The 13,493-nt window shown below is 71.6% G+C and carries 10 protein-coding genes; 3 read left to right on the forward strand and 7 right to left on the reverse strand.

Annotated elements, in window-relative coordinates; all coding sequences use genetic code 11:
- Positions 1–76: 76 nt before the first annotated feature.
- Positions 77–631, reverse strand: a complete 555-nt coding sequence (locus KRR26_RS06075) for a DUF2378 family protein (protein ID WP_120201716.1) — start codon at positions 629–631, stop codon at positions 77–79.
- 92 nt (positions 632–723) lie between these two features.
- On the opposite strand from KRR26_RS06075, the gene KRR26_RS06080 reads away from it, so the two are divergent.
- Positions 724–1,494 (forward strand): SDR family oxidoreductase, encoded by a 771-nt coding sequence (locus KRR26_RS06080; protein WP_199723643.1) that lies wholly within the window; start codon positions 724–726, stop codon positions 1,492–1,494.
- A gap of 1 nt (position 1,495) precedes the next feature.
- Here the strand turns inward: KRR26_RS06080 and KRR26_RS06085 are convergent, their stop codons facing one another.
- The 3 genes from KRR26_RS06085 to KRR26_RS06095 all read right to left on the reverse strand — a co-directional run bounded on the left by KRR26_RS06085 (position 1,496) and on the right by KRR26_RS06095 (position 4,145).
- The gene (locus tag KRR26_RS06085; protein WP_236068324.1) at positions 1,496–2,473 is read right to left on the reverse strand and encodes a DUF5996 family protein; all 978 of its coding nucleotides are present in this window, start codon (positions 2,471–2,473) and stop codon (positions 1,496–1,498) included.
- Positions 2,474–2,643: 170 nt separating this feature from the next.
- Positions 2,644–3,189 carry a hypothetical protein gene (locus KRR26_RS06090; protein ID WP_147422858.1) on the reverse strand — a complete coding sequence of 182 codons (546 nt, stop codon included), beginning with the start codon at positions 3,187–3,189 and terminating at the stop codon, positions 2,644–2,646.
- Between the two features lie 287 nt (positions 3,190–3,476).
- A complete protein-coding gene (locus KRR26_RS06095) occupies positions 3,477–4,145 on the reverse strand; it encodes a hypothetical protein (protein ID WP_217079330.1) in 669 nt (222 codons plus the stop codon).
- A 290-nt stretch (positions 4,146–4,435) separates the two neighbouring features.
- Here KRR26_RS06095 and KRR26_RS06100 point away from each other — a divergent pair, with 290 nt between their 5' ends.
- Entirely contained in the window at positions 4,436–5,059 is a 624-nt protein-coding gene (locus tag KRR26_RS06100) for an LURP-one-related/scramblase family protein (protein ID WP_120201730.1), read from the forward strand.
- 153 nt (positions 5,060–5,212) lie between these two features.
- Positions 5,213–6,634: a sigma 54-interacting transcriptional regulator gene (locus tag KRR26_RS06105; RefSeq protein WP_217079331.1), complete on the forward strand. Its 1,422-nt coding sequence runs from the start codon at positions 5,213–5,215 to the stop codon at positions 6,632–6,634.
- A gap of 3 nt (positions 6,635–6,637) precedes the next feature.
- Here KRR26_RS06105 and KRR26_RS06110 read toward each other — a convergent pair whose 3' ends face one another.
- The 3 genes from KRR26_RS06110 to KRR26_RS06120 all read right to left on the reverse strand — a co-directional run bounded on the left by KRR26_RS06110 (position 6,638) and on the right by KRR26_RS06120 (position 13,488).
- Positions 6,638–7,981, reverse strand: a complete 1,344-nt coding sequence (locus KRR26_RS06110) for a serine/threonine-protein kinase (protein ID WP_120201735.1) — start codon at positions 7,979–7,981, stop codon at positions 6,638–6,640.
- Between the two features lie 3 nt (positions 7,982–7,984).
- Positions 7,985–9,460 (reverse strand): hypothetical protein, encoded by a 1,476-nt coding sequence (locus tag KRR26_RS06115; RefSeq protein WP_217079332.1) that lies wholly within the window; start codon positions 9,458–9,460, stop codon positions 7,985–7,987.
- 161 nt (positions 9,461–9,621) lie between these two features.
- Positions 9,622–13,488 carry a serine/threonine-protein kinase gene (locus tag KRR26_RS06120; protein ID WP_217079333.1) on the reverse strand — a complete coding sequence of 1,289 codons (3,867 nt, stop codon included), beginning with the start codon at positions 13,486–13,488 and terminating at the stop codon, positions 9,622–9,624.
- Positions 13,489–13,493 lie beyond the last annotated feature (5 nt).

Here is a 13,493-nt window from a genome sequence, read left to right on the forward strand (position 1 = left end):
CACCGGCCCGGCAGCCCTCACACCGTCGCAGACGCGGAGCGCTCCAGGCAAGGCCCTGACGTCCGAGCGCGGCCCGCTAGAAGTCGTCGCCGCCCCAGGTGATGCGGTAGGTGACCGTCTCCTCGTCGAACACGAGCACCTCCACCTGCGTGGCCGGCCCTCCGGCGGCGCGCGCCGTGGCGAGCATGACCCCTTGCTTGAAGTAGCGCAGCATGCCGGGCTCGTTCAGCCAGAGGTCCACCGTGTTGGAGCCCCGCTCGGTGAGCTTGACCTCGGTGTAGTTGTTTCCGGTGCGGAAGCTGTGCTGCGCGCGGCCCAGCACCCGGCGCGTGCCCAACAGCTTGAGCACCCCCAGGAGCGCCCGGCCCACCATCGTGTCGCGGTAGCCGTCAATCATGCGCTCTCCCAAGAGGCGCCACGCCACCGCGTCCGGCTCGCCCGGATGGAGCGCCTTGGCCGTCAATGCCACGCAGCGGATCCACGCCTCCAGCGGGTACGCCGGCAACAAGGGGCGGTCCAGGTCCAGCCCCTCCTTGCGCAGCTGCTCCTTGAGGGCGTACGGCACCCTGCCATTCAGCCCCCGGACGAAGAGGCCCTCAACGATGGGCGGGAACACGAGACGCTCGGCCATGGTCCCCTTCCTGCCCGGGACCGTGAACGCGGGTCAAGCCCCCCTCCGCCCCAGACGCTACACTCCGCGCCACCTTCGAGGTGGGAGTGGACATGGAGCAGCGAGTCATCGTCATCACGGGTGCGAGCGCCGGCATTGGCGCGGAGCTGGCGCGGCGCTGTGGCGAAGAAGGCGCGAAGGTCGTGCTGGCCGCGCGCCGCCGCACGGAGCTGGAGGCCGTGGCCGCCCGCGCCGGCCCCGAGGCGCTCGCCGTCGTCACCGACGTCACGCGTCGGGGCGACGTGGAGCGACTGCGAGACCGGGCCCTGGAGCGCTTCGGCCGCATCGACGTCTGGGTGAACAACGCCGGGCATGGCATCTCGCGCTCGGTGGCGGAGCTGACGGACGAGGACCTGGAGTCAATGTGGCGAGACAACGTCCACAGCGCGCTCTATGGCATGCAGGCCGTGCTGCCCCACTTCCAGGCGCGGGGAACGGGACAGATTGTCAACGTCTCCAGCGAGCTGGGGCGCCTGCCTTTGATTCCGCCCCGCTCGGCGTACAGCGCGGCCAAGCACGCCCTCAACGCGCTCAGCGCGTGCCTGCGCTTGGAGCTGGCGCGCACCCACCCGGGCCTCATGGTCAGCGTGGTGATGCCGGGCCTCGTCGCCACCGAGTTCGGCGTCAACGCACGTGGTGGCGGCCCGGACTCCCGCGCGATTCCCGGAGCCCAGAGCGTCGAGGACGCCGCGGCGGTCCTCCTCGACGTCATCGCGAACCCGAGGCCCGAGGCGTACACCCGCCCCGGCACTCACGCCGAAGTGGAGCGCTACTACCGCGACGTGGCCGCGTTCGAAGCCCAGGCCCTCGCGCGGTTTCCGTGAGTCACGGCGGGGCGGACTCCCGCGCCGCATGGGCATCGCGCTCCGAGAGGATGAGCGGACGCTCCAAGCGCTTGCGGTCCCAATGCCCCAGGTCGGCGCAGGCTTCGTAGGTGCTCTGGAAGAAGTCCAGCAGGTAGGCGCGGGGCGCGCTCGCGCGCCGGACGTCGTCATAGGACAACAAGAACTCCTGGATGCCGGTGTCGTAGCGCGCCGCGTCCGGCCGCACGCGGGCCGCGGAGAACCCCTCGGGCGCGGGGGCGCCGTAGCAGTAGAAGGCGGCGCCCTTCGTCGCGTCCGAGCCCGGCCAGAAGCCCACGCTGCACACCTCCTCGCAGTAGGACTCCAGGGTGACGAGGTCCGCGCCCGGGCGCTCGGGAGCACGTCGCCCCGAGAAGCGCGTCACGGCCAGGTCGAAGCTCCCCCAGAAGAACTGCACGGGGCTGCACTTGCCCGTGAAGCGCGCCCGAAACTCAGTCATCGCCAGATGGGCTTGCACCAGGGCGAGCCACCAGCGGTGGACGTATTCCGGGTCATAGCTGGCGTGATGCCGGTCCTGACTGAACGGCGTGGTGTCATCTGGAATCTCCACCGGCACATCCCAGATGCTCACCTCGACCCCCAAGGACCGCAGCGTCGCCATGACATCCCGGTAGAACTCCGCCACCGACCGGGCCTCCAGCGCGAGCGTGCGAGTCTCGCCATTGATGGCGCGGAAGGACAGCTCATGGTCGACGAAGTCGAAGTCCACCTCGAAGGCCCCGAAGCCCGAGGGCATCAAGGCGGAGCGCAGTCCACGCGCCGTCACGCGGAAGGTGACGTTCCACCAGTGATTCGCTGGAGGAGTCAGTGCGAGCTGAACCTTGCCGATGACCTGCGTCCAGCGATGCAGGGTAGCGAAGGTGTCCTTCCAGGCGTCCAATGGCAGCTCAGGCCATGCCTCCTGCAGGGTTTCCACGCCGGGCGTCGATGCGCTGGCCATACGGCTCCTCCCATGGGGCCCATGTCTGCCCCTGAGGGTGAGCCCCGCGTCGCCCAGGCGCCAGCGCCCCCAGGCCGGGCGCAAGCAGACCGAACAACTTCCCGAGCGCCGGCTCGCTCGGCCCTTGTCACTTTGGCAGCGCGGGGAGGCGTGCCAGGACTACCCCTCCACTATCCCCGGAACTGGAGGCGCAGCCCGGGCTGGAGCCAGGCATGCAGCTTCTGCATGTCCTTGGGGATGCTCAGCGTATCCATCTGGAAGAAGCTCTGGGTGGAGCGGCTCCCATAGGTCGAGCTCACCTTGGAGTACTGCGCCATGGCGGCCGTGACGTAGGGGCCCACGGACATCGAGGGACTGAGCTGGAAGTCGAGCCCCACGTTCGCGTGCCCCAGCTCAAATCCCCGGAGCCGATACGTCAGGCGCGTGTCCGTCGCCGCTTCGTCTTCCTTCCGATTGAGAATCTCGTATCCCGCGCCCACCCCCACCCAGGGACGCAGCCGCGCGACGGGCGCGAACTGATAATTCAGGTCCACCCCGAAGCGCATCAGGGAGTGAGCGCACGTGCTGCCCGGCGGGCAGTTCCCCTTCAGGGACGCCCCATACTGGAAGTACCCTCCCAGCGAGAGCTGCTCGTTGAAGAAGTACGACACATCCAGCTGCGGCGACAGCGTCTTTCCCACGTACGACTGAGGGATGAGGATGACCACATTCCCCACGGGAAGACCCAACGCGCCTCTCAAACCCATCGCGAATCCCGAGCGCGGAGCCGACTCCTCCGCGACCGCGGGAAGCGCGAATGACAAGGCAAACATCATCACGGCTGACAAAAAGACTCGATTGTTCATGTCACTCTCGGGGCAGGACCGTCTTTCAAACCGCAGGTCCGTGGTACGGCGAAGTGCCTCATTGCAAGGGCACTGCCAACACCACACCCAGCGACTGGGCGCCCTTCACTCCGGGACGCCCGTTTCCCCCCGGGGACCGCTGCGACGAAGCAGCGCGGCTACAGCCGGAACAGGAGACGCACACCGGGCTGAACCCAGAGGTGCAACGCCTTGACGCTGTCCGGAACGTCGCCTGTCTCGGTCTCGGAAGAACCCGGGATGCCCAGCGCCTCGGTCGTCACGGTCGCCGTCGAATACTGGGCCAGCGTGGTCGTGAGGTAGGGCCCCACGGACACGGAGGGACTGAGCTGAATGTCCAAGCCCGCGTTCAGATGCCCCAGTTCATACCCCCCCAGCGATGTCTCGATGCGCGTCACGTCCGTCTTGAACGTCCGTTGGATCCGCTCATAGCCCGCGCCCACCCCCACCCACGGCCGCAGGAACGCCCCGGGAGCGAAGTGATAGTTCAGGTCCACGCCGAGGCGCATGACGCTGCCGGAGCACCTCTTGTCAAACTGGCAGTTCCCGCCCATTGACACGCCGTACTGGAAGTACCCGCCCAAAGACAGCTGCCCGTTGAAGAAGTAGGCCACATCCAACTGCGGTGCCAGCGCATCCCCAAAGGCAGACTGCTCGATGGGCTCAAAGGCCGTCCCCGTGGGAAGGCCATACGCGCCCCGCAGTCCAATCGCGAGGCCCGAGTTTCGGGCCGCGTCCTCCGCGGCCGCGGGAAGCGCCAGCAACGAAGCGACGACCATCAGGGATGAACAGGAGGCTCGAGAAGTCATGTCACTCATCGGGGTTGGGCCGTCCTCGAGACGGCGGGGCCATGGTGCGCGGCGTCCCAGGAAAAGGCGCGGCCCGCACCGCCCCCCTAGCTATCACGCCCGGCACCCCAACCCGCCTCGCCGCCCCTGCGCTCTCAGTCCATGGGATTCTGAAAGGCCCGTGACGCCGTCGCCCCCGGGACCGGAAGCACAGGCAGCCCAGGAATCCCTAGCAGGCGCGCAGGCGCGCGAGTCACGCTCAAGCCCCAAGTCGAGGTAGGGTGGGTTTTTTCCGAGGACCCATTGCCATCATGACTACCGCCATCCAGCAGCGCCCCCACAGCAACCTGGCCGCCGGCCGCTTCGCCCAGACCCGCTACATGATTCGCCGGAAGTTCTTCAAGATTTTCGGCGGCGCGTTCCACATCTACGACGCGATGGGCAACCTCGCCTTCTACTCGAAGATGAAGGCGTTCAAGCTGAAGGAGGACCTGCGCGTCTATACCGGCGAGGACATGCAGGAGGAGGTCCTCGTCATCAAGGCCCGGAGCATCCTGGACTTCGGCGCGACCTATGACGTGCAGGACTCCGCCACCGGCACCCGCCTGGGCGCCCTGCGCCGCAAGGGCCTCAAGTCCATGCTGCGCGACGAGTGGCTCATCCTTGACGTGAATGACAAGGAAGTCGGCACCATCCAGGAGGACAGCATGCTGCTGGCGCTCGTGCGCCGGCTGCTGACCAACCTGGTGCCCCAGACGTTCGTGGGCAATATGGGCGGCGCGCCCGTGCTCACCTTCAAGCAGCACTTCAACCCGTTCATCCAGAAGATCGACCTGGACTACTCCGTGGACGTCCAGGGGCAGTTGGATCGCCGCCTCGGCATCGCCGCGGCCATCCTCCTGTGCGCAATCGAAGGCCGTCAGTCTGGCGGGTGATGCCCGCACGCCGCGTGGCGCTCGCCTGTCGCACGGGGTGACGCCTCGCGCGGTCGTGCTCGATTCGCGCTGGCGTGGGTCCTGGGACTGACGTGTCCCAGGGTCCCGGCCTCTCGGACTCGGCCCTTCTCGAGCCGTGATAGTTTGAAAGCCATGCCTGCACCGGATCGAATTCATGTCGCGTCTTCCGTGCTGGACCTGAAGTCTGAGCCAGCCTGGAACTCCAGGGCACCGGAGGCAGCAGGAGACACGGCGCTCCACATCACGCTGCCGTATGAGCAGGGACGACGTCCGGGAGATGTGCCGGTGGTGCGGCGCTTCCGGTTGACGTTGATGGAGGGACCGGGCGTGGGCGCCACGTGGGAGTCCACGGGCGACACGTGCTCGATGGGCTCGCACCCGCTCAACGACTTCGCCATCGAGGACCCCACGGTGTCGCGCTTCCACTGCGAGGTGCGCATTGGCCCGCGCGGCCCGCAGGTGAAGGACCTGGACAGCCTCAACGGCGTCATCGTGGACGGCGTGCAGGTGATGGAGGGCATCCTGCGCAGCGGGAGCCTGCTGCGGCTGGGCCGCGTGGTGGTGCGCTTCGACTTCAGCGCGGAGAACAACCGGCTGCCGCTGTCCGAGCAGGGGCGCTTCGGCACGCTGGTGGGCGCCTCGGTGGCCATGCGCAGCTGCTTCGCCCTGCTGGAGCGTGCCGCCGCGCGCGACACCACCGTGCTCTTGGAGGGTGAGACGGGCACGGGCAAGAGCCAGGCCGCGCTCGCCTTGCATCAGGCCAGCCGCCGGCGCGACGCCCCCTTCCTGGTGGTGGACTGTGGCGCCATCCCCTCGCACATCCTGGAGAGCGAGCTGTTCGGTCACGAGAAGGGCGCCTTCACCGGCGCGGTGAACCGGCGCGAGGGCGTCTTCGAGGAGGCGGATGGTGGCACCGTCTTCCTGGATGAGATTGGCGAGCTGCCCGCGGAGCTGCAGCCCAAGCTGCTGCGCGTGCTGGAGAACCGCGAGATTCGCCGCGTGGGCAGCAACACCTATCAGCCCGTGGATGTGCGGCTCATCGCCGCCACGCACCGCGACCTGCGCGCGGAGGTGAACGCGGGCCGCTTCCGCTCGGACCTCTTCTTCCGGTTGGCGGTGCTGCGCATCGCCATGCCCTCGCTGCGCCAGCGCCCCGAGGACCTGCCGGTGCTCGTGGACGGCCTCCTCCAGTCCCTGGGCGCGGAGCCGGAGCACACCGAGGCCCTGCGCACCCCGGAGTTCCTCGCGCGGCTGCGGCACGCGGCGTGGCCCGGCAACGTGCGCGAGCTGCGCAACTACCTGGAGCGCTGCCTCGTCTTCGAGGACACCGTGGCCCTCTCCGACGAGGAGCCACACCACGCGGGGCCGGTGGAGGTGGACCCCTCGCGCCCCTACGCCGAGCAGCGCCGCCACATGGTGGATGCGTTCGAGCGCCGCTACCTGCAAGCGCTGCTGGAGAAGTACCCGGGCAAGGTCGCGCAGGCCGCGGTCACCGCGGGCATGGACCGGGTGCACCTGTACCGGCTGCTGCGCCGCCACGGCATCAAGCCCTGAGGGTCAGCCGCGGGCGCCCACGCGCCACCGGTCCTCCCGGCCACGGACGGGCTCGAGCAAGAGCCCGTCCTCCAGGCCGCGCAGCGCCGCGCCGCTGGCCACCACGCCGGCGGACCCGGACGGCTCCACCCAGTCCGGCAAGCGCGCCAGCCCGCCCTCGGTGGAGCGCCCCGCCACGTGCACGGTGAGGCTCAGCGGGACGGGCAGGTTCGCCAACGTGCGCGCCGCGTCCAGCACCCGGGCGCGGAGTTCACGTGCCGCATCCATGTCCTCGGGCAGCGCGGCCATCGCGAGCAGACAGCCGCAGCCTTCCAGCCGCGCGTCCAGGCCCGCGTCACGCGCCAACCGGAGCGCTCGCTCCAGGGCGGCATCGAGCGCGTCGAGCGACTCGGCGGATTCGAGCGCCTGCGCGCAGCCCTCGGCGTACAGCGCCACCGCGTGCTCGGGCGCATCGCGCGCGGACGTGCCTCGCACCGCGCCGCGCAGGTCCTCCATCAACGCATCCACGTCCGGGTAGCGCTCCTCGCGGCGCTTGCGCAGACACCGCAGCACCACCGCGTCCAACGCGGCGGGCACGGGCGCGCGCTCGCTGGGGCGAGGCGGCGGCGCGTGCAGGTGCTGCTCCTCGACTTCGTGTCGCGTGGGGCCCGGAAACGGTGGCTGCCCCGTGACGAGTTGGAAGAGGAGCACGCCGAGCGCGTAGAGGTCCGTGCGCGTGTCGGGCACCTCGCCGCGCACTTGCTCAGGGGCCATGGACAGCGGCGTGCCCATCGCCGTGCCAGTGTGGGTCAGCGTGGAGTTCCCCGGAGCGCCCGGACGCAGGCCCTTGGCCACGCCAAAGTCCACCAGCTTCACCCGAGGCGACTCCCCGCTCCCGGCCAGGCGCACCACGTTCTGCGGCTTGAGGTCACGGTGGACGACGCCGGCCGCGTGCGCCTCGCGCAGCGCCGAGCCCACCTGCTCCATCACCTCCAGCGCTTCACGCGGGGACAGCGGCCCTCGCTGGGCCAGCTCCGCCGCGAGGTCCCGTCCCTCCAACCACTCCATGGCGATGAAGGGGCGCCCATCCGCCAGGGTGCCGTGGCCGCGCACCTCGACGATGTGCGGGTGGCGCAGTCGCTGGAGCGTCGCCGCCTCCCGGCGGAAGCGCCGCAAGGCGAGCGGCGCGAGCGACGCGTGGGAATGCAGCACCTTCAGCGCGGCGGGCGTGCCGTCCTGCACGTGCCGCGCACGGTACAGCGAGGAGACCGGCCCGGCGGCGTGCACGGCCACCACCACCCACGGGCCCACGAGCGCGCCGGGGCGCAGCTCCTCGCCGTACAGCGCCTCTTCCCCGGGAGGGGCCATGCGCTACTTCGAGCCCCTCTTGTTCGCCACCCGCTTGCACAGCTCGGCGCCCGGGCTGGTCGAGGTGGGGTCGCACGGCATGTGGAGGAAGGTGGTCACCGGCTCCTTCCATACCGCGTTGTTGATGTCCCGGCATTGCTCGAAGTCACCATCGCCCACCACCATCGAGCCATCCTGCGACGCACACTTGCCCGCGGAGGTCTCCGAGTTGCCCCAGCACGGCCCCACCACCGTGGTGGCGCAGTTGGCGCCAGACGCCGGCAGCGCGCACACCCGATGCGTGGAGTACGCCGCCCCGTTCACCCACGACGGGTCGTAACAGGAGAACATCTGCTTGTAGATGGCGCCTGGGACGACGGCGTCGTCGCCCACCACTTCGTAGGAGACCTGGTCCCCCTGGCGGTGCACCACCACCTCCACCTTGGTGGCCAGCGCCTTGGGGACGAACAGGTTGCCGTAGAAGGCGCCCTCGCGGACCGAATAGACCTGGGCTTCAGAGAGGCCGTACTGCACGGGCGCGGCCGAGCTGGCCACCACCGCCGTCAGCCCCGCCGCCCCGCTGTCCCAAGGCCCCGTCATCACGCTGAAGTAGCCGTTGCTCGGGCACTCGAAGGTGACCACCGGATCACTCCCCGAGCAGCTCCCCTCGCTCTCGTCGATGAACCGGTTCGTGTTCTCGTCGCACCCCACCGGGCCTTCACAGACGCGCAGCACCATGCGGGTGCCCGTGCTCGCCCCCAGCGCCGGGCCTGGGCACGCCGCCGCGCCACCCGCGCCCACCGACACCGTGGCCCCCGGCTGGCACCGGCCCACCGCGTCGCCCCTCCAGCCACAGTCGCGCGACACCCCCTGGGTGGCCGTCGCGCAGGCCGAGAAGCTGGACAGCTTCTGCGCCGTGTCCGGGTCGTACTCGGCCGGCGCGGTCACCGGCTCCAGCGGGAAGCCCCCACCCGTCAGCGACGCGACCTCGCCGCGCATGGACAGCTCCACGCGCCGGCCCAGCGCGTTGTTGCGCGCGAGGATACAGCCGGACACGCGCCGCAGACACGCCGTGGAGGGCGACTGGGTCTCCCACGTCGGACACAGGCCCGCCTTGCCCTTCCACCAGCGCGTGGTGGACGTCAGCGGGTCATACCAGGGGATGTCATGCCCCTGCGGCAGCGCGCAGCTCACCAGGTACTCCATGAACTTCTGCGCGTCCGGGTCGCGCAGCTGCACGCGCAGGTACTGCGCCCCCGTGAGGGGGTCGAACAGGGCCTTCAGCGAGTCCGTGGACAACATCGCGTTGGCCTGCGGGTTCGTGGAGATGGCGTTGAGGACGAGCGCGTCCGTGGACAACGAGTTCGCGATGCGGATGTCCGCCCGCTGGGTGCCCAGTTCGGCCTCGGCCTCGCTCGGCGCGGTCGGTCCACAGGCGGCCAGGGCCAGCAGCAGCGACAGCGCGCCGCGCATCAGGGAATCACGGAACCGGACGGGCATGGGCCCTCCTCCAGGGTGGAAGGGAAAGGGAATGGGCTGAGGCGCAAGCACGGGATGGGCCAGCCCGCACCCGCCCCCCCCTCTCGCGGGGATACCCGCTGAGTCCGCCCGCACATGTGGCGCCAGACGCCACAGCCCTCGGGCGCGCGTGACATTCCACGCTACAGGGCATCGGCCACCCGGGCCCGGAGGGACTCGTAACGGGCACGCCACAACGGGGCTCCCTCCACGGCCTGTCCAGCGCGCGCGAGCCACGAGCGGGCCTCCGCCGTGCGCCCGGCCTGGAGCGCCCCCAACGTCGCCTGGAGGAGGATCTCCACCTTCTCGTCCGGGGACGCGAAGGGCTCCGCTTCCTCCACCAGGGTGCTCCAGGCCGCGGTGTCCGCGGGGAGCTCGCCCACCTGCAGCTCCACCAACCGGCGCATCACAGCGGTGGGTGGAAGGGACTCGGGCGGACAGTGCGAGGCGATCCATTCGAGCTGGCCCCGGGCCTCCGCCCGCTCGCCCCGCGCCGCGCCCAGCCGCGCCAGGAGGAGGGCATCCACGGGGACGGGGTGCTCGCGAAAGAAGCGCACCCCGAGTTCGTGCGCGCGACGGGCCAGCGGGAGCGCCTCATCCAAGCGGCCCTGCATGTAGAGGACCTCCGCCAGGTTGAAGGTGGACCAGCGTTCCACTTGGGCATGCCCCAGCTCGCGCCCCAGCGCCATGGCGTGGCGGAGGTCGTCCTCGATGCGGGCCATGTCGCCTCGCGACAGCCACAGGAGCACGCGGTTGATGCGCGTGGCGGCCAGATGCAGGGCATCGCCGGCGGCCTCGCAGCGCCGCAGCGCGTCTTCGAAACGCTCGGCCGCTTCATCGGGGCGCTCCAGGAAGGTGAGCGCGGAGCCCAGCAGCGCCAGGGCCACCACGTGCGTCTCGTGGTCGCGCGCGGCCTCGGCGCCCTCCGCCACGGAGGCCAGGACTCGCGCGGCCGGCCCCCATTCGCCCAGCCGCACGTGCATGCGGCCGCGCGCCAGCGAGCAGCGCAGCGACAAACGCGGCGAGTCCAACGAGGCGATGCGCTCCAGCGCCTCGCGCGTGCACGCGCCCGAGCCCTCCGCGTCCTCCATCCAATCGCGCGCGGTGGCCTCCTCCAGCAGCAAGTCCACCACCAGCGCCTCGTCGCCCCGAGCCCCCGCCAGGGCGCGCGCGGCCCCGAGGTCCGCCAGGCCCTCTCGGAAGCGCTGGAGGCGATGGCGCACCCGACCTCGCCCCGCCAGGGCCAGGGCGCGGCGCTCGGGGTCGGCCTCGGGCAACAGCGAGAGCGCGCGCGTGTAGTGCTGTTCGGCTTCCACCGGCAGGTGCGCGCGACGGGCCTCCTCGGCCAGCGCGAGGAAGGCCTCCACCGCCTCTTCGTGCGCGCCGCATGCAGCGGCGTGGTGCGCGCGACGACGTCGGCGGGACGGGCCATCCGTTCCCGTGGCATGCAGCGCGGCGGCGTGCAGCGAGCGGCGCGCGGCCGGTGGGAGCAGCCCCTCCAGGGCTTCGCGCAACAGCGGGTGTCGGAAGACGAAGTGCCCCGGCTCGGACTCGCGCAACAGCCCCGCGCGCGCCAGCCGCCGCAGCCCGGCGCCCGCGTCCAGCGAGCCCAGGCGCACCGCGTCCTCCCCCGGGCCCAGGTGGCGCAGCGCCGCGTCCACCCGCTCCACATCGACCTCCGTGCCGAGCACCGCGCACAGTCGGGCCAGCCCCTGGTGCACCTCGGGCAGCGCGGCGAGGGCGCGCGCGGCGAGGCGCTCGAACAGCGGCGTCACCGACACGTCGAGCAACGCATCCGGCGCGATGTACCAACCGCCGCCCGGCGAGGCGCGCAGTGCCCCTGCCGCGCGCAGCGCCCCGGCCACCTCCACGAGGGACAACGGGACGCCCTGCGCCAGCCGCTCCAGGCGGGCCAGGACAGGCTCGGGCACGTGCTCCGCGGGGCGCAGCAAGTGGAGCAGCAGGGCGCGAGTGGACTCAGGCGACAGGGGTGGCAACACGTGCCGCGAGGCGCGCGCGCTCCGGTCGCCCAGATGCGGACGCAACCCGAGCAGCGAGGGGCGCCCCACCACGCACACCCACAGCGGCGCGCGGCCACCTGCCAGCGTCGCCAGCTCCAGCGTGTCCAGGCTGGTGGGGTCGGCCAGGTGGGCATCGTCCAACAGCAACACCCGAGGGGCCTCCCGCGAACGCTGGAGCAGTTGCCCCGCGAGCGCGCGGGCCGCGGAGGGACGGTGCGCCGCCAGCGCCTCGGGGGCGGACGCGGAGGCGGCCACGAGCGCCTCGACCAGCGCATCCGGAGCGGAGGTATCGGGCGCGGGCGCACGCAGCCGCACCCCACGCGCGAGCCCTTCCTGTCCGAGCCGCGAGGCCAGCGCCTCGACCAACCGCGTCTTGCCGTGCCCCACCTCGCCCGTCAGGACACAGAGGCCCGGCACCGCCTCGGAGAGGCACGCCCGCGCCTCCGCGACGAGCGCATCGAGCAGCGCCTCGCGCCCCAGCAGCGGCGGTGCTGCGGGCGCCTCCGACGACGTGCGGTCATCACGGGGGCGCAGGCGAGCCAGCCCCGTGAGCGACGAGGGACACGCCGCGCCCGGCGGCGACGTGCTGGGCGCTCCACCCTCGCGCGACGTGTCCAGCGCTTCGCCCTCCAGCGACGTGGTCGGCGCTTCGCGCTCGGGCAGCTCGTCCAGCGCTTCACCTTCCAGTCGCGCGGCGGCGGCGGCGGTGACGAGCACGGCGCCAGGCACCAGCGACTCGGGCCACCACGACCCCGGCACGGCCAGCGCTGCGCCCGCCACGCGCGGGGTCGCGGCCCCCGGCCTCACGTGCGCACTCGCGAGGTGGAGGATCGCCGCGCCGCCTCGCTCCTCCTCCAGCAACCGCCGAGCAGCGAGCACGGCGGCGCGCAGGTTCGCCTCCGCGGACAGGGACTCCGGGAACGCGACCAGATAGCCCCCGCCCCAGACGCGCGAGAGCGCCCCTCCGTGCGGCTCGATGGCGGCCCGGAGCACCTCCACCGACGCGGGCGTTCGCACCCCCAGGAGCGCCACCGGACGGAGCCCCACCGACTCCACCGGCGCGGGCAGCTCATCCCGCGTCACCAGGAGCGGCGTGGGCGCGTCCGTCCGGCACGCCGCATCGAAGGCCGCCAGCACTTCCGACGCCCGCGCGAAGCGCTCGGCCGGGGCCTTGGCCAAGCACCTTCGCAGCAACACATCGAGCCCCGGGGGCACCTCGGCGCGCTCGGAGGCCGCGGGCGCGCGCAAGCTGACGTGACCATGGCGGACCGCGTCCGGTCCCCCCGTGAAGGGCGGCGCCCCGGTGAGCAGCTCGAAGAGGAGCACGCCCAAGGCGTAGAGGTCCGCCGCGGCGCCGGCCTCCCCGGACTCCAGGCACTGCTCCGGCGCCATGTAGTGTGTCGTCCCCTGTCGCCACGGCGCCCCCGGCCCCTCGCCGATGCGCGCCAGCCCGAAGTCGAGAAGGCTGAGCGCCCCACCCTCGCGCAAGAAGACGTTCTCCGGCTTGAGGTCGTGGTGCGCCACCCCCGCGGCATGCACCGCCTCCAGCGCGGCGCACAGGCCCGACAACAGCTCGCGCACCCGAGGCGTGGACGCGGCCCCCGTGCCCGGCAGCTCGGCCATCCACGCGGCCAGCGTCTGTCCCCGCAGGCGCTCCAGCACGAGGAACGGACGGCCACCGAGGGTTCCCTCGTCCAGCAGCTCCGGCGCGATGGGGGCGCCCACCCGGCGCAGCGCCTCCGCCTCATGCGCGAAGCGGCCGGTGCGCGGTGCCCGAGCCACCTTCAGCGCCACCTCGCGCCCGTCCCGCTCTCGCACCGCGGTGAAGACGTGCGACGACCCCCCGGCGCCCAGCAGCATCGCGCCGCCGAAGCCGGGCACATCCGGCAGCGGCACCGGCGCGGCAGACAGCACCGGCGCGGGGCGCTCACCGTGCACGGGACACGCCGCTCCGGTGGCAAGGCGGCGGTGGCAGACCGGACAGCGCATGGGCG

This window comes from Citreicoccus inhibens (assembly GCF_019039035.1).
GTDB lineage: Bacteria > Myxococcota > Myxococcia > Myxococcales > Myxococcaceae > Citreicoccus > Citreicoccus inhibens.

Excerpts from the sequence above, each read along its gene's own strand:
- KRR26_RS06105 (WP_217079331.1), top strand. The coding sequence starts at position 5,213 with ATGCCTGCACCGGATCGAATTCATGTCGCGTCTTCCGTGCTGGACCTG.
- KRR26_RS06080 (WP_199723643.1), top strand. The coding sequence starts at position 724 with ATGGAGCAGCGAGTCATCGTCATCACGGGTGCGAGCGCCGGCATTGGC.
- KRR26_RS06100 (WP_120201730.1), top strand. The coding sequence starts at position 4,436 with ATGACTACCGCCATCCAGCAGCGCCCCCACAGCAACCTGGCCGCCGGC.
- KRR26_RS06120 (WP_217079333.1), bottom strand. The coding sequence starts at position 13,488 with ATGCGCTGTCCGGTCTGCCACCGCCGCCTTGCCACCGGAGCGGCGTGT.
- KRR26_RS06110 (WP_120201735.1), bottom strand. The coding sequence starts at position 7,981 with ATGGCCCCTCCCGGGGAAGAGGCGCTGTACGGCGAGGAGCTGCGCCCC.
- KRR26_RS06075 (WP_120201716.1), bottom strand. The coding sequence starts at position 631 with ATGGCCGAGCGTCTCGTGTTCCCGCCCATCGTTGAGGGCCTCTTCGTC.
- KRR26_RS06095 (WP_217079330.1), bottom strand. The coding sequence starts at position 4,145 with ATGACTTCTCGAGCCTCCTGTTCATCCCTGATGGTCGTCGCTTCGTTG.
- KRR26_RS06115 (WP_217079332.1), bottom strand. The coding sequence starts at position 9,460 with ATGCCCGTCCGGTTCCGTGATTCCCTGATGCGCGGCGCGCTGTCGCTG.
- KRR26_RS06085 (WP_236068324.1), bottom strand. The coding sequence starts at position 2,473 with ATGGCCAGCGCATCGACGCCCGGCGTGGAAACCCTGCAGGAGGCATGG.